Consider the following 14,387-nt stretch of genomic DNA (forward strand, 5'->3'; position numbering starts at 1 on the left):
CCGCTGATGGGACCAGGCGTTGTGCAGGGGCAGGGGAAAGCGCATGGAATCGGCCCGCGGATCGGGTCCGGGATCCATGGGCCGGCGGTACCCGGGGCGATCCCCGGCCCCAGCAGGAAAAAGGCTTATCCGGAGCTAACGGGCGAGGTGGCTATGGTAGGGGCTCCACTGGACACCACCAGAGCCGATAGGGGAGGTGCGGCTGCGCCTGTGGATCGGGGAGGAGTGCTGCGGCGCTTCCTCAGGTCGGCGGGTGAGCCGAAATCCGTGACCAACATTGCTGACCGTTCTTCCAACGACTCCGCAACGACCGCGACGTTCGCCTCGGATGCGGATTCCCAGGCGTGGACGCCACCCTCATGGGAAGAGATCGTCAGCACGCACAGCGGCCGCGTCTACCGCCTTGCCTACAGGCTGACGGGCAACCAGCACGACGCGGAGGATCTCACCCAGGAGGTCTTCGTCCGCGTGTTCCGGTCGTTGTCGACCTATACGCCGGGCACCTTCGAGGGCTGGCTGCACCGCATCACGACCAATCTGTTCCTGGACATGGTCCGCCGTAAGCAGCGGATCCGCTTCGACTCGCTCGGCGACGACGCCGCCGAGCGGCTGCCGAGCCGCGAGCCGTCCCCGCAGCAGGTCTTCAACGACACCCACTTCGACGCGGACGTGCAGCAGGCGCTGGACACCCTCGCGCCCGAATTCCGTGCCGCCGTCGTGCTCTGTGACATCGAGGGCCTCTCGTACGAGGAGATCGCCGCGACGCTGGGCGTGAAGCTCGGCACCGTGCGCAGCCGCATCCACCGCGGTCGCTCGCACCTGCGCAAGGCGCTGCGGCACCGTTCGCCCGAGGCCCGTGCCGAGCAGCGCTCGCTGGCGGGCGCGATCCTGGCAGGGGAGGGCGGAACGGCGTGAGTGGCACAAGTCCGACCCCTGCGGAGCAGCACCTGGGGGACCGACTCGCCGCGCTTGTCGACGGCGAACTGAAACACGACGCCCGCGAGCGCGTGCTCGCGCATCTCGCGACCTGTGCCAAGTGCAAGGCCGAGGCTGCCGCCCAGCGCCGCCTGAAGAGCGTCTTCGCCCAGTCGCCCCCACCCTCGCCGTCCGAGGGGTTCCTCGCCCGGCTGCAGGGCCTTCCCGGGGGACCGGGGGGTGACGACGACCGCCAGGGAAGACCATTCGGCGGCTCCGGGCGCTTCGCCGACGGGCTCTTCCCCGTGATCCAGCCGTCCGGCAGCCGCACGGAGTCGCCGGGCGACTCGCCCCTGGGCGGTCTCGGCTTCCTCCCGGACCCGCACGGATCGGCCGCCGTACTGCCGGGTGGTTCCTCCCGTTCGGGCTTCCGGATCCATGAGGTGGGCCGCGAGGGGGACCGTTCGCCGTGGCGCGGCCGGAGATTCGCCTTCGCAGCCGCCGGCGCCGTGTCGCTGGCGGCCATCGCGCTGGGCGGCGCCCTGCAGACGGGCGCGGGTTCCAGTCCCCCGGCGCGGGCCGCGGGCACCGGAAACACGGTGACCCCGCTCGACACGGCTTCCCGCGGTGAGAACACCGGCTCCGCGAGCCGTCGCGGCGGTGGCGGCCAGGGCACGCTCGCCGCGACGGAGGCGGGCGACCGCTCGATCGCCGCCGCCGGACCGCCGCCCGTGCCGGAGGTCACACCGGCCGCGCCCTCCGCCGACGCCGCGCTGCTCACTTCCGGGATCCTCACGGAGAGCACCTTCGCGGTTCCGGTCCTGACCAATGTGTCCGCGCCGCCGCTGATACGTCCGACCGGTACCTCCCCGCTCTTCGCCCGAGTGCTCGGAAGACTCGCCCCACCGCCCCCGTCGCCCTCCGCGCAGCCGTCCTGGACGCCTCCGACGGCCTCCGCCCTCCCCACCCCCGCCGATCGCGGACTTCCGCTTTCCTCCCGGCGCTGACCGGGGTCTGCGCAGACCTTCGCAAACCTGGTTGAATTCCGGGAGGAATTCCGGGAGGGACGCCCCTGCCGGGGCGTGCACAGGCCAGTCGCGGCAGTTGCGGGGAGAGCATGGAAGACGGGAAGTCCACCGGGCCGAAGGCGAAGTGGTGGAGCCGGCCCGCGCCGGGACGTACCGCCCGCACGACGCCGGAGGAGCCGTCCTCCGTCGAGGACGCGTCGCCCACGGCCGATACGACGGCCGATGTGACGGACCCGGCGAGCGGGACACGGGAGCCGGCGCCCGACGCGCCGCTCCAGCCGCCGGCGGCCGAACCGGCGTCGCGGCCCCCGGCCGCCGAGTCGACGGGACGGCCGCAGGCTGTCGAGCCCGTGGCATCCGTACCGCCCGCGCGGCCCGCGCCCCTGCACGAGCCCGATGAGTACAGCACCCCGCCGTACGGCGGACCCGGCCCCTGGGCGCCCGCGCCGCCCGTGCAGCGACCGGTCCCGACCCCGGCGCACGGCACCCCCGTACCCCCGCAGTACGCGGCGACGAACGGGGCGGGCGTTTCCAACGCCACCGCTGCCGCCTCGGGTTTCACACCCCCGCCCCAGCACTCACCGCCTCAGCATCCCCAGGGTGCGCAGCCCGTGCTCCAGCCCCAGCAGCCCCAGTCGACGCAGTGGCTCCAGTACGACCCCTGGGGTGCGCCCCGGCAGCCGCTGACCAATCCGGGTCCGCCGCTCGGGGCCGACAACGGCCGGAAGAAGAGCCGCCGGGGTTCCCTCCTCATCGGTGCGGTGCTGCTCGCGCTGGTGGCCGGTGGCATCGGCGGAGGCATCGGCTCCTACGTCGAGCGCAACGGCGGTCTCACCCGGGTCGAGCTTCCGCAGGCCGGCCGGAACAGCGGCGGCCGGGCCCCCGACAGCGTCGCGGGCATCGCCGCCAGTGCCCTGCCCAGCGTGGTGACCCTCCACGTCAGCGGGACGACCGAGTCCGGCACCGGCACCGGATTCGTTCTCGACAACCGCGGCCACATCCTCACCAACAACCACGTCGTCGCCCCGGCCGGGTCCTCCGGCGAGATCACCGTGACGTTCAGCGGCGGCGAGACCGCACGGGCCGAGGTCGTCGGCAAGGACAGCGGCTACGACCTCGCCGTGGTCAAGGTCACCGGCGTCACCGGCCTCAAGCCGCTGCCGCTGGGCAACTCCGACAATGTGCAGGTCGGTGACCCGGTGGTGGCCATCGGCGCCCCCTTCGACCTCTCCAACACGGTGACCTCCGGCATCATCAGCGCCAAGGACCGGCCGATCACCGCGGGCGGCGAGAAGGGCGACGGCAGCGACATCAGCTATGTCGACGCGCTGCAGACCGATGCCCCGATCAACCCGGGCAACTCCGGCGGCCCGCTCGTCGACACCGACGCCCATGTCATAGGCATCAACAGCGCCATCCGCGCCGCCGACAACGGTTCGAGCACCGAGGGCGGGCAGGCCGGGTCCATCGGTCTCGGCTTCGCCATTCCGATCAACCAGGGCAAGCGCGTCGCCGAGGAGCTGATCAACACCGGGAAGGCCACCCACCCGGTGATCGGCGTTACCTTGGACATGAAGTACACCGGCGACGGTGCCAAGGTCGGCGTGAAGGGCGCTGCCGGCAAGCCCGCGGTGGTGCCCGACGGGCCCGGGGCCAAGGCCGGGATCAAGTCGGGGGACGTCATCACCGCGGTCGACGGTCAGCGGGTGCACAGTGGCGAGGAGCTGATCGTGAAGATCCGCGCCCACCGGCCCGGCGACCGTCTGGACCTCGCCTTGACCCGTGGTGGTAAAGACCTGTCCATCTCTTTGACGCTCGGCTCCGCAACCGGCACGTGACAGCCACGGGACGCTACCGCGCGGGTAGTTTCGACCGGTACCGTGGGCCGGGTCCGGACCACAACCGACCTGGTCTCGGAGAACACGAGGAGCAACAGGGTGTTCAATGACATAGGCCCACTGGAGCTGGTGACGCTCGCGGTCCTGGGCGTACTGATCTTCGGCCCGGACAAGCTGCCCAAGGTCATCCAGGACGCCTCGCGCTTCATCCGCAAGATCCGCGAGTTCTCCGAGAGCGCCAAGGAGGACATCCGTACGGAGCTCGGCCCGGAGTTCAAGGACTTCGAGTTCGAGGACCTCAACCCCAAGACGTTCGTCCGCAAGCAGCTCATGGACGGCAGCGACGACCTGGGGCTGAAGGAGATCCGCGAGAGCTTCGACCTGCGCAAGGACCTGGCAGAGGTCACGGACGCGGTGAACGGCAAGGAGAGCGCCGCCGTGGAGTCCGAGGGCTCCCGCGGCGGCGTGTCGAGCGGCCCGGCGAGCATCGCCGCCAACGGTTCCGCCGGCACTCCGGACCTGCTCAAGAAGCGTGAACAGCCCGCGAAGGACGACCGCCCGCCGTTCGACGCCGACGCCACCTGACCGCAGTCAATCCCGACTCGTCCGGACGGTATGGCTATTCTCCATCTGTCCGGTTGTGAGGACGCCCGTGGGGGGCGGGCCGCTCCGGACCCCAGGGATCGAGGAGGCGGCCGGGCAGATGGAGACGACCAGTCGGGTGGGCGCGGAAGGCGCGCCGGACACAGCCACCGCGGAGGGGATGCCGGCGGCCCGGCGTACTGTCGACGGCTATCTGGCCGCTCCGTTTCCCTGGTACGCACTGGACGACGCGTTCGCCGGCCCGCGTCGGCTGATGCAGGTGGGCACCGCCGCGGACGGCACGGTGCAGCACGGCTCCATCGGGCACGGTGACGAGCCGTCGGTACGGGCCGACGGCGGTGCCGAGAAACAACGATTCGCCGTCGTCGTGACGGTGGCCAGCAGCCCCGTGCGGCACAGCGGTGACGGTACGGGGGTGCTGGACGCGACCACGGTCTCCTCCGCGGCCTGGCTGGCCGGGTCCGGTCTGCTGGCCTGCACATGGCCCCCGCAGATGGATCACTCACTGCGTGATGACTGGCTGGCCCAGCAGACGGAGACGGCGTTCGAGCTCGCCGACGATCTGGACGGCCCCGCGTGGTCGGTGCTGTCGCTGCCGGTGGACGGCGTCCCCGTGCCGTTCCACTACCGCGAGTCCGAGTTCGGCTGGGTGCTGGCGGGGTCGGCGCACGGCGGGGTGCACATCGGGGCGTACGGGCGGGGGATGAGCGCGTACGGGCTGGGCTTCTCGGTGGTCGGCGACATCACGACGTACGCGTAGGGCCGGGCGGCGGGGCGAATGACCGGTCTCGTCCGGTCGCCTCCCCGCCCCCGACTTCGTTGCCGTTCCCGGACGGGCCCGAGGAGCGAGCCCGTCCGGCGGGCGAGGACGCACCACCGGCCCGGGACCACCGGCCGGGGCTGGGGGACGGCCGCCGTCCCCCAGCCCTCGACACGGCTCAGAACTTGTTGCGCGGGGTGATCCCCAGCGACATGCCGGACAGGCCGCGCTGACGGCCTCCCAGCTTGTCCGCGATGGTGCGGAGCGCCTTGCCGGCCGGGGAGTCGGGGTCGGACAGGACGACCGGCTTGCCCTCGTCGCCGCCCTCGCGCAGTCGTACGTCGATCGGGATGGAGCCGAGCACCGGCACCTGGGCGCCGACCGTCCTGGTCAGTCCCTCGGCGACCTTCTGGCCGCCTCCGGTGCCGAACACGTCGACCATCTCGCCGCAGTGCGGGCAGGGCAGTCCCGACATGTTCTCGACGACGCCGACGATCTTCTGGTGCGTCTGCACGGCGATCGAACCGGCCCGCTCGGCCACCTCGGCCGCAGCCTGCTGCGGGGTCGTGACGACCAGGATCTCGGCGTTCGGCACCAGCTGCGCCACCGAGATCGCGATGTCACCGGTGCCCGGCGGCAGGTCGAGCAGCAGGACGTCCAGGTCGCCCCAGTACACATCGGCGAGGAACTGCTGGAGTGCTCGGTGCAGCATCGGTCCGCGCCACACCACCGGGGCGTTGCCCGGGGTGAACATACCGATGGAGATGACCTTCACGCCGTGCGCGGACGGCGGCATGATCATGTTTTCGACCTGGGTCGGCTTGCCGTCCGCGCCGAGCATCCGGGGCACGCTGTGCCCGTAGATGTCCGCGTCCACGACACCGACCTTGAGGCCGTCGGCCGCCATCGCGGCCGCCAGGTTCACGGTGACCGACGACTTGCCGACGCCGCCCTTGCCGGACGCGACCGCGTAGACCCGGGTCAGCGAGCCGGGCCTGGCGAACGGCACCTCACGCTCCGCCGTGCCGCCGCGCAGCGAGGACGCGAGTTCCTTGCGCTGTTCGTCGCTCATCACGTCGAGCGCGACGTCGACACGGGTGACGCCTTCGACCTTCGCCACCGCGTCGGTCACGCTCTTGGTGATCGTCTCGCGCATCGGACAGCCTGAGACCGTGAGATAGACCGTGACGGCAACCACACCGTCGGCACCGATCTCGACCGACTTCACCATGCCGAGTTCGGTGATCGGGCGGTGGATCTCCGGGTCGTTCACCGTCGCCAGCGCTTCAAGCACCGCGTCTTCCGTAGCCATACATTGATAGTACGGGTGCGCGGAGCGCTCGTTGAAAGGGCGGTGCGGGCGGCGGGAGGGCGTACGGCGCTTCACGCTACGCGCGAGTAACCCCGTCAGTGGTCCTCGTCGTTCTCGGCCGGGAGCATGGAGTGCCGATCCCCCAGGTCTCTCATGAGGTCCTCCAGCTCGGAGCGGATCCAGTCGCGCGTGGCGACCTCGCCGAGGCCCATCCGCAGTGCGGCGATCTCGCGGGTGAGGTACTCGGTGTCCGCGATGGAGCGCTCGTTCTGCTTGCGGTCCTGCTCGTAGGTGACCCGGTCGCGGTCGGCCTGCCGGTTCTGCGCGAGCAGGATCAGCGGGGCCGCGTACGAGGCCTGGAGCGACAGGATCAGCGTCAGGAAGATGAACGGGTACCCGTCGAACCGCCACTCCACGGGCGCGAAGGCGTTCCACACCACCCAGACGATGATGACCAGCGTCATCCAGGCGATGAAGCGCCAGGTGCCCAGGAATCGGGCGATCCGTTCGGAGAGCCGGCCGAACGACTCGGGGTCGTACTCGGGCAGCAGCCGCCGACGTGGTGCCTTCGGCTGGTCCAGCCGGTAACGGGGCGGGCGCGCGATGCCCGAGGCACCCGTGGACGCCCCTTTCGCGCGGTCCTCACCGGCCACGGGCGGCCTCCTCCTCGCCGTGGAAGTCCGTCTCCCGCCAGTCCTCGGGCAGCAGGTGGTCGAGCACGTCGTCGACGGTCACCGCGCCGAGCAGCGAACCGCTCTCGTCCACCACCGGCACGGAGACCAGGTTGTACGCGGCCAGATAGCTCGTCACGGCCGGCAGCGGAGTGTCCGGTGCGAGGGGGACGAGATCGCTGTCGACGATCGAGCTGACCAGGGCGTACGGCGGATCCCGCAGCAGCCGCTGGAAGTGCACCGTGCCCAGGTACTTGCCGGTCGGCGTCTCGTCGGGGGAGCGGCACACGTACACCTGGGCGGCGAGCGCCGGGGACAGATCGGCCTGCCGGACCCGTGCGAGCGCGTCGGCGACCGTCGCGTCCGGGCGCAGAATGATCGGCTCGGTGGTCATCAGACCGCCCGCGGTCCGCTCCTCGTACGACATGAGGCGCCGCACGTCCGCCGCGTCGTCCGGCCGCATCAGGGTCAGCAGACGCTCCTTGTCCTCCTCGGGGAGTCCGGACAGCAGATCGGCCGCGTCGTCCGGGTCCATGGCCTCCAGGACATCGGCGGCGCGCTCCTCCTTGAGTTTGCCGATGATCTCCACCTGGTCGTCCTCCGGAAGCTCCTCCAGGACGTCGGCGAGCCGGTCGTCGTCGAGCGCGGCGGCGACCTCGGCCCGGCGCTTCGGCGACAGATGGTGCAGCGCGTTGGCCACGTCGGTCGGCCGGAGCTGCTCGAACGTGGCGACCAGTGATTCGGCGCCCTGCCCGTCCTCCTCCAGTGAGAATCCGCTGACCGCCGACCATTCGACCGTCAGGGTCTCGGCCCTGCGCCGCAGCGCCCCGCCCTTGCCCTTGCGTACGAAGTACTTGTCGATCTCCCAGTCGCGGCGGGCCGGGAGCTGCTGGATGGCGACGTCGAGGACGGTGACCTCCTCGCCGGTCTCCACGAGACGTACGCGCCGGTCGAGGAATTCGCCCAGCACCAGGCGTTCGGTGGGCCGCTGTTCGAAGCGCCGCATGTTGACCACGCCGGTGGTGATGACCTGACCGGACTCGATCCCCGTGACCCGGGTGATCGGGAGGAAGATCCGGCGGCGGCTGAGCATTTCCACGACCAGGCCGAGCAGCCGGGGCGGTCGGCCACCGACCCGCAGCATCGCGACCAGGTCGCGGACGCGGCCCACCTGATCGCCGTTGGGGTCGAAGACCGGGACACCGGCGAGATGCGAGACGAAGACCCGGGGGGCGCCTGCCGCCATGGTGCGCCTCCTTCTTCCGTGTACGACTTCCCTGTCCGGTCTGTTTGACGGCTAATGAACCGTTATGACGGGATCAGGCTAGCCCGTACCGCTCCGGGCCGCCCCGGCGGACCCGTCCGTACGGCTCCCTGCCGGAAGGCATGAACGGCACGGGTACGCTGCGGTCTGCCACCCACGCCGTGCAGATGAGAGGCAGTGCGCCCGTGACCTCTTCCGTTCCGCCCGTCCGGGCCCGACGCCGGACCGTCCTCGCCGTTGCGCTCTGTGCGGGACTGACCGCCGCCCTCGCGGCGTGCGGGGGCGAGGACCCGGACAAGGGGACCAACGGGGTCGGCAGACTCACCGCCGCGGAGATCGAGAAGAAGGCGCAGACCGCCGCGGACTCGGCCGACGCGGTGCGCCTCGCCGGGAAGCTGGTCAGCAAGGGCGGCACGTACCAGCTCGACATGCAGCTCAGGGAGAAGGGCGGCACCGGCTCCGTCGTCTCGAAGGACAGCACCTTCGAGCTGCTGCGGATCGGTGACGATCTCTACCTCAAGGCGGACTCGGGGTTCTGGAGCCACGACGAGAAGCCCGGCGCCGACACCCAGGCGGGCGGGGCCGCCGCGGACAAGCTCCGGGACAAGTACGTGAAGGTGCCCGAGGGCGACCCCACGTACAAGCAGCTGCGCGGCTTCACCGACAAGAAGACCCTGCTCGACGGGTTGCTCACGCTGCACGGCACCCTCGACAAGGGCGACCGCGGGACGGTCGGGCCGACCCGGACCATTCAGATCACGGGCGCCGAGGGCGAGGGCGGCATGCTCGACGTCTCGCTGGAGGGCACGCCGTATCCGCTGCGGTTCGCGCGCGCCGCCGGCGGGGGGATCGTGACGCTCTCGGACTGGGGCAAGGACTTCCCGCTCCAGGCCCCGGCGAAGGAGGACACGGTCGACTACGGGCAGCAGCTGCCCAAGACGTCGTCCTGAGGCCGACCGGGCGATGCCCGGGCAGACCGTACGGATCAGGTGCTCGGCTCCGGCCCGACCGGTCGTGCCCGGCACCGGTCACCACCCCGAGCCACTGTGGGCCCGGATCCCTGTGCCGCCCCGCCGGACCCGGGTCAGCCCTTGCGTCCCCGCTTCAGCAGCCGCGGCAGCCCGGCCGGTACCGGTCGTCGCGTGGTCGCGGACGTCGGCAGGGGCGCCGCGGCCAGTGAGCCGTCCGGAAGCTCCGTCCGGAATGCGCCGGGCGTCAGCCGCAGCACCCGGCACTCGCGCGCCCACCGCTCCGTCATCCGCTCGGCGTCCGGTGCGTTCAGCCGCTTGCCCTTGAGTTCGGCGACCGCGGCCTCCCACTCCTCGGAGTGCGGTGCGAGCTCCGCCACGGCGGCCGTCCAGGCCACCAGCCGGCCGCCTTTGTCCTTGCTGCGTACGGTCACCTCGGCGGCGGAACCGTCGATGAGACCGGCCGGGAGCGGCTGCTCGCCGGGGCCGTCGCCGACCAGATGCGCCGCGCCTTCGTGCCACACGTGCCACAGTGCCCGCGCGGGCCCGGTGCCCCGTACCCAGATGAGGCCGGACTTCTTGGTGGCCTCCTCGACGAGAGCCCGGCCCAGCGGCACGTCGGCGGCAGCAGCAGTCATACCCGAACTCTATTAGAGCCAGCCGTTGCGCTTGAGCGTGCGGTGGATGGAGAAGCACACCACCCCGATGACCCCCAGCACCATCGGGTAGCCGTACCGCCAGCCCAGCTCGGGCATGTGCTTGAAGTTCATGCCGTAGACACCGCAGATCATCGTCGGGACGGCGACGATCGCCGCCCAGGACGTGATCTTGCGCATGTCCTCGTTCTGCGCGACGGTGGCCTGCGCGAGGCTGGCCTGGAGGATCGAGTTCAGCAGTTCGTCGAAGCCGATGACCTCCTCGTGCACCCGCGCCAGGTGGTCGGCGACGTCACGGAAGTACTTCTGGATGTCGGGGTCGATCAGCCGCATCGGCCGCTCGCTCAGCAGCTGCATCGGCCGCAGCAGCGGCGACACGGCCCGCTTGAACTCCAGGACCTCACGCTTGAGCTGGTAGATCCGGCCGGCGTCGGAGCCGCGCGGGCTGCCCTTCGCCGGGGTGGAGAAGACCTCGATCTCCACCTCGTCGATGTCGTCCTGGACCGCGCCCGCCACCGCGATGTAGCCGTCGACGACATGGTCGGCGATGGAGTGCAGGACCGCGGAGGGTCCCTTGGCGAGCAGCTCGGGGTCGTCCTGCAGCCGGTGCCGCAGCGCGCGCAGCGAGCCGTGGCCGCCGTGCCGCACGGTGATGACGAAGTCCCGGCCGGTGAAGCACATCACCTCGCCGGTCTCGACGACCTCGCTGCTCGCGGTGAGCTCGGTGTGCTCGACGTAGTGGATGGTCTTGAAGACGGTGAAGAGCGTGTCGTCGTACCGCTCCAGCTTCGGCCGCTGGTGGGCGTGGACCGCGTCCTCGACGGCGAGCGGGTGGAGTCCGAACTCCCGGGCGATCCCGGCGAATTCCTCCTCGGTCGGCTCGTGTAGTCCGATCCAGGCGAAGCCGCCCTCCTCGCGCACCTGGAGCATCGCCTCGTGCGGCGTGCGGCAGGTGCCGCTCTCCAGGCGCCGTCCGTCGCGATAGACCGCGCAGTCGACCACCGCGCTGGAGACGGACGGGTCCCGGGTGGTGTCGTAACTGTTGTGCAGGGCATTGCTCTTGCGCAGGGACGGGCGCACGGCGGCGCGCAGGTCGCGGATCATCGACATGGCTGGCTCCTTCACGGAGGGCCGTCGTCGGGCACGTGGAACAGCCCGGAATGGGGACGTGTGCTCACGTCCGCAAAGCGGGCGGCACCGCGGCGGCGCGATGACGGCGTTCGCTACAGACAGGCAAAAGGGAAGTGCTCTTCCGTCGTGCGCAATGCCATGGGCCTTGACCGAGAAGGCTTCAGATCACCGAAGAGAGGTGAGGTGCGGAAGAGCGGTTGGTACTGCACGGTCGACTTCGATCCATGGCAGCCCCACCTCCTCCGGCCGGTCCCCCGTGGGGGATGACGTGTCGCCGGGGCTGAGAGCGACGCTTCTGCGTGCTGCCCCGACCAGCGGCCAAGACTATCAGCCGTCCGAGGGTCAATCCTTTACTTTGCCCGTTCCATACGCGTCCTATGCTCGCGGGATGGGAGAAATTCTTGCTCTGGTCGAGGCGCGGCTGTTGACGGCCCTCGGCGAACCGGACGCCCGCGCCGCAGTGACGTTTCTCGGCACGGACCGCATCGAGGTGCTCCGATTCGTCGACGGCGACGTGGTGCGCTACGCCACGCTCGGCATGTCCGCGCAGCCGATGACCGATCCGACCGCGACCCTCGCGGACCCGGTCAAGGGGCCGCGCGCCGAGCTGATCCTCTCCGTGCGCGCGGGGCTCGCCGACACCGACAAGGTGTTGCGCCCGCTGGCCGTGCTGGCGGCCTCCCCGCAGGTCGAGGGGCTGATCGTGGCGCCCGGCGCCTCGCTGGACGTCGGTGAACCGCTGTGGCCGGGGGCGCCGTTCAGCTCCGTACTGGTCGCCGAGCCGGGCGGGCTGGTCGAGGACCTGGATCCGAATGAGCCCGCGCCCGGCGGCCCGGGGCGCGACGGTGGTCCGGACGCGGGCGGCCCCATGGATCCGGTGCGGTTCCTGCCGTTGCTGCCGATGACGCACAACGAGGCCGCGTGGAAGCGGGTGCGGGGTGCGCAGGAACTCCAGGAGCGGTGGCTGTCGCACGGTACGGATCTGCGTGATCCGCTCCGCGCCTCCGTCGACCTGGACTGAGACGTACGTCATGCCGGGCACGGGGAAGCCCCGCCGCGCGGCCAGGAGGGGGAGCCGCGGGCGGGGCGGAACGGGGGAGCGGGCAGGCGCCGTGGTCAGTCGGCGAAGACCGTGACGCCGTCCTCGGTGGCGTGCTTCGGCTCCAGTTCCTCCGCGTCGTGGGTCAGCGCCGTACGCCGGACCCAGACGACGATCGCACCGACCACAGCGGTGACCGCGGCGACCACGAAGGGGATGTGGATGTCGCTCCACTCCTCGATCTTCGGGGCGAGGTACGGGGCGGCGGCCGCGGCGAACCAGCGGACGAAGTTGTATCCCGCGCTCGCCACCGGGCGCGGTGCGTCCGAGACGCCGAGCGCCAGCTCCGTGTACACGGTGTTGTTCATGCCGATGAAGGCGCCGGAGACGATCGTGCAGACGATGGCGGCGGTGTGGTCGCCGTACCCCAGGACCAGGAGGTCGGCGGCGAGCAGCACCAGCGAGGCACCGAGCACCTTCAACGATCCGAAGCGCTTCTGCAGCCGCGGGGCGACGAGCACCGAGAAGACCGCGAGCAGCAGACCCCAGGCGAAGAAGACCGCACCCGACTTGTACGGCGTCATGTCGAGCACGAACGGGGTGAACGCCAGGATCGTGAAGAACGCGTAGTTGTAGAAGAACGCCGAGGTGGCGACGGAGGCCAGGCCGCCGTGGCCGAGCGCCTTGATCGGGTCGAGAAGCGACGTCCTGCCTGCGGGCCTGGGCTGTTCCTTCAGGAACAGCGTGATGCAGATGAAGCCGATCGCCATCAGCGCGGCCGTGCCGAAGAACGGGTAGCGCCAGCTGGCATCGCCGAGCAGGGCGCCGAGCAGGGGACCGCAGGCCATGCCGAGGCCGAGCGCGGACTCGTAGAGCAGGATCGCCGCCGCGCTGCCACCGGCCGCCGCACCGACGATCACGGCGAGCGCGGTCGAGACGAAGAGCGCGTTGCCCAGGCCCCAGCCGGCCCGGAAGCCGACGAGTTCGGCGACGGACGACGAGGTGCCGGAGAGTGCGGCGAAGACGACGACGAGCGCGAGGCCGGCCAGCAGCGTCTTGCGGCCGCCGATCCGGCTGGAGACGAAGCCGGTGACGAGCATCGCCACGGCGGTGATCAGGAAGTACGAGGTGAAGAGCAGGGACACCTGGCTCGGTGTCGCCTCCAGGCCCTTGGCGATGGACGGCAGGATCGGGTCCACCAGGCCGATTCCCATGAACGCGACGACAGAGGCGCCCGCCGTGGCCCAGACGGCCTTCGGCTGGCGCAGGATGCTGCCCGCTCCCTGATCGAACGGATCCTCTCCCCGCATGGTCTTCTCGCTCTCCACTAGATCGTTGTGTTATGCACAGAATAAGTTAGAGGAACTAATGAGTGCAAGTTACATCTAATTCCGCAGGTGAGGGCCACGCTACGGACGGGTGATCATCCTTGACGCGGCGGCGGACCTGGAGGACCGTTGGTCGCTATGAGGGGCGAACCCAGTTGCCCGAAGTGTGGAGGCCGGGTCAGGGCGCCCGGTCTCTTTGCCGACACCTGGCAGTGCTCTCTGCACGGCAGTGTGCAACCGCTGCAACCGGTCGTCCCGCCGAGCGTCGAGGCGCTGGGCGTGGTCGTGGGCCGTGCCCGGGTGCCGGTGTGGATGCCCTGGCCGCTGCCGGTGGGCTGGCTGTTCACGGGCGTGGCGAGCGCCGGTGACGAGCGCAGCGGCGGCCGCGCCACCGTCGTCGCCTGCTCCGGCCCCGGCCCCGTCGGCGGCATCGGCGAGCTGCTGCTCGTCACCGAGGAGCTCGGCGTCGGACTCGGGGCGCGCTACGCCGGGATCGACGGCCCCGATCCCGGGGTGCATCTGGATGTCGACGGCCCGCCGGACGTCAAGATGCTCGCTGCCGGACGTCCCACTCCGCTCTGGCACGTCAAGGGCGCTCCCGAGGACCGCGCGGTCTTCGCGGGCGAGGCGCGCGGGCTCTGGCTCTGGGCGATCGTCTGGCCCGAGCAGTCGGGGCTGCTGATGTACGACGAGCTGGTGCTCGCCGATCTGCGCGAGGCCGGGGGAGAGATGGACCTCGTGCCGTGCGGGGCGCTCACCCCGCGCCTGCTCGACCGGGGGCCGTCCGCCTGATCCCGGGCGGGCTTCGAGGGGCGGCGCAGTCCGCCGGTGGCAGTGCCGGTCGGGGCGGACGGAGCCCGGCCGGGTGGTGCCC

Annotated in this window: 14 protein-coding genes; 8 read left to right on the forward strand and 6 right to left on the reverse strand. The window is 70.9% G+C overall.

What is annotated here, in order from left to right:
* Positions 1-153: 153 nt before the first annotated feature.
* The 5 genes from sigE (at position 154) to ACIRP2_RS11505 (ending at position 5,144) form a co-directional block, all read left to right on the forward strand.
* Positions 154-915 carry an RNA polymerase sigma factor SigE gene (sigE, locus tag ACIRP2_RS11485; RefSeq protein WP_351075563.1) on the forward strand — a complete coding sequence of 254 codons (762 nt, stop codon included), beginning with the start codon at positions 154-156 and terminating at the stop codon, positions 913-915.
* Positions 912-1,922, forward strand: a complete 1,011-nt coding sequence (locus ACIRP2_RS11490) for a zf-HC2 domain-containing protein (RefSeq protein WP_404248831.1) — start codon at positions 912-914, stop codon at positions 1,920-1,922. Before sigE ends, ACIRP2_RS11490 begins: the two co-directional genes overlap by 4 nt.
* A 110-nt stretch (positions 1,923-2,032) precedes the next feature.
* Entirely contained in the window at positions 2,033-3,781 is a 1,749-nt protein-coding gene (locus ACIRP2_RS11495) for a trypsin-like peptidase domain-containing protein (protein ID WP_404248833.1), read from the forward strand.
* A gap of 99 nt (positions 3,782-3,880) precedes the next feature.
* Positions 3,881-4,366 (forward strand): sec-independent translocase, encoded by a 486-nt coding sequence (locus ACIRP2_RS11500; protein ID WP_404248835.1) that lies wholly within the window; start codon positions 3,881-3,883, stop codon positions 4,364-4,366.
* A 118-nt stretch (positions 4,367-4,484) separates the two neighbouring features.
* Positions 4,485-5,144: a hypothetical protein gene (locus tag ACIRP2_RS11505; RefSeq protein ID WP_404248837.1), complete on the forward strand. Its 660-nt coding sequence runs from the start codon at positions 4,485-4,487 to the stop codon at positions 5,142-5,144.
* Between the two features lie 178 nt (positions 5,145-5,322).
* Here ACIRP2_RS11505 and ACIRP2_RS11510 read toward each other — a convergent pair whose 3' ends face one another.
* From ACIRP2_RS11510 to ACIRP2_RS11520, 3 genes are all read right to left on the reverse strand, one after another.
* Positions 5,323-6,456 carry an Mrp/NBP35 family ATP-binding protein gene (locus ACIRP2_RS11510; protein WP_404248839.1) on the reverse strand — a complete coding sequence of 378 codons (1,134 nt, stop codon included), beginning with the start codon at positions 6,454-6,456 and terminating at the stop codon, positions 5,323-5,325.
* Positions 6,457-6,551: 95 nt separating this feature from the next.
* On the reverse strand, positions 6,552-7,109 hold the full coding sequence (locus tag ACIRP2_RS11515; RefSeq protein ID WP_404248841.1) for a DUF1003 domain-containing protein: 558 nt from the start codon (positions 7,107-7,109) through the stop codon (positions 6,552-6,554).
* On the reverse strand, positions 7,099-8,373 hold the full coding sequence (locus ACIRP2_RS11520; RefSeq protein WP_404248843.1) for a magnesium transporter MgtE N-terminal domain-containing protein: 1,275 nt from the start codon (positions 8,371-8,373) through the stop codon (positions 7,099-7,101). Before ACIRP2_RS11520 ends, ACIRP2_RS11515 begins: the two co-directional genes overlap by 11 nt.
* A 203-nt stretch (positions 8,374-8,576) precedes the next feature.
* Here ACIRP2_RS11520 and ACIRP2_RS11525 point away from each other — a divergent pair, with 203 nt between their 5' ends.
* Complete coding sequence (locus ACIRP2_RS11525) at positions 8,577-9,341, forward strand: hypothetical protein (protein ID WP_404248845.1); 765 nt, start codon at positions 8,577-8,579, stop codon at positions 9,339-9,341.
* Positions 9,342-9,475: 134 nt separating this feature from the next.
* Here ACIRP2_RS11525 and ACIRP2_RS11530 read toward each other — a convergent pair whose 3' ends face one another.
* Positions 9,476-9,997: a hypothetical protein gene (locus ACIRP2_RS11530; protein ID WP_404248847.1), complete on the reverse strand. Its 522-nt coding sequence runs from the start codon at positions 9,995-9,997 to the stop codon at positions 9,476-9,478.
* A gap of 12 nt (positions 9,998-10,009) precedes the next feature.
* The gene (locus ACIRP2_RS11535; protein WP_376282862.1) at positions 10,010-11,125 is read right to left on the reverse strand and encodes a magnesium and cobalt transport protein CorA; all 1,116 of its coding nucleotides are present in this window, start codon (positions 11,123-11,125) and stop codon (positions 10,010-10,012) included.
* A gap of 409 nt (positions 11,126-11,534) precedes the next feature.
* Between ACIRP2_RS11535 and ACIRP2_RS11540 the strand changes: the two genes are divergently transcribed.
* Entirely contained in the window at positions 11,535-12,167 is a 633-nt protein-coding gene (locus tag ACIRP2_RS11540) for a suppressor of fused domain protein (protein ID WP_404248849.1), read from the forward strand.
* 95 nt (positions 12,168-12,262) lie between these two features.
* Here ACIRP2_RS11540 and ACIRP2_RS11545 read toward each other — a convergent pair whose 3' ends face one another.
* A complete protein-coding gene (locus tag ACIRP2_RS11545; RefSeq protein WP_404248851.1) occupies positions 12,263-13,495 on the reverse strand; it encodes an MFS transporter in 1,233 nt (410 codons plus the stop codon).
* A gap of 156 nt (positions 13,496-13,651) precedes the next feature.
* Here ACIRP2_RS11545 and ACIRP2_RS11550 point away from each other — a divergent pair, with 156 nt between their 5' ends.
* Positions 13,652-14,305: a DUF6758 family protein gene (locus tag ACIRP2_RS11550; RefSeq protein ID WP_404248853.1), complete on the forward strand. Its 654-nt coding sequence runs from the start codon at positions 13,652-13,654 to the stop codon at positions 14,303-14,305.
* Positions 14,306-14,387: the final 82 nt, after the last annotated feature.

The organism is Streptomyces sp. NPDC101194 (assembly GCF_044767885.1).
Lineage (GTDB): Bacteria > Actinomycetota > Actinomycetes > Streptomycetales > Streptomycetaceae > Streptomyces.

What these genes read in the sequence shown, in the direction of transcription:
- ACIRP2_RS11510 (WP_404248839.1), bottom strand. Translation starts at nt 6,456, where the DNA reads ATGGCTACGGAAGACGCGGTGCTTGAAGCGCTGGCGACGGTGAACGAC.
- ACIRP2_RS11535 (WP_376282862.1), bottom strand. Translation starts at nt 11,125, where the DNA reads ATGTCGATGATCCGCGACCTGCGCGCCGCCGTGCGCCCGTCCCTGCGC.
- ACIRP2_RS11520 (WP_404248843.1), bottom strand. Translation starts at nt 8,373, where the DNA reads ATGGCGGCAGGCGCCCCCCGGGTCTTCGTCTCGCATCTCGCCGGTGTC.
- ACIRP2_RS11530 (WP_404248847.1), bottom strand. Translation starts at nt 9,997, where the DNA reads ATGACTGCTGCTGCCGCCGACGTGCCGCTGGGCCGGGCTCTCGTCGAG.
- ACIRP2_RS11495 (WP_404248833.1), top strand. Translation starts at nt 2,033, where the DNA reads ATGGAAGACGGGAAGTCCACCGGGCCGAAGGCGAAGTGGTGGAGCCGG.
- ACIRP2_RS11550 (WP_404248853.1), top strand. Translation starts at nt 13,652, where the DNA reads ATGAGGGGCGAACCCAGTTGCCCGAAGTGTGGAGGCCGGGTCAGGGCG.
- ACIRP2_RS11505 (WP_404248837.1), top strand. Translation starts at nt 4,485, where the DNA reads ATGGAGACGACCAGTCGGGTGGGCGCGGAAGGCGCGCCGGACACAGCC.
- sigE (WP_351075563.1), top strand. Translation starts at nt 154, where the DNA reads ATGGTAGGGGCTCCACTGGACACCACCAGAGCCGATAGGGGAGGTGCG.
- ACIRP2_RS11540 (WP_404248849.1), top strand. Translation starts at nt 11,535, where the DNA reads ATGGGAGAAATTCTTGCTCTGGTCGAGGCGCGGCTGTTGACGGCCCTC.
- ACIRP2_RS11545 (WP_404248851.1), bottom strand. Translation starts at nt 13,495, where the DNA reads ATGCGGGGAGAGGATCCGTTCGATCAGGGAGCGGGCAGCATCCTGCGC.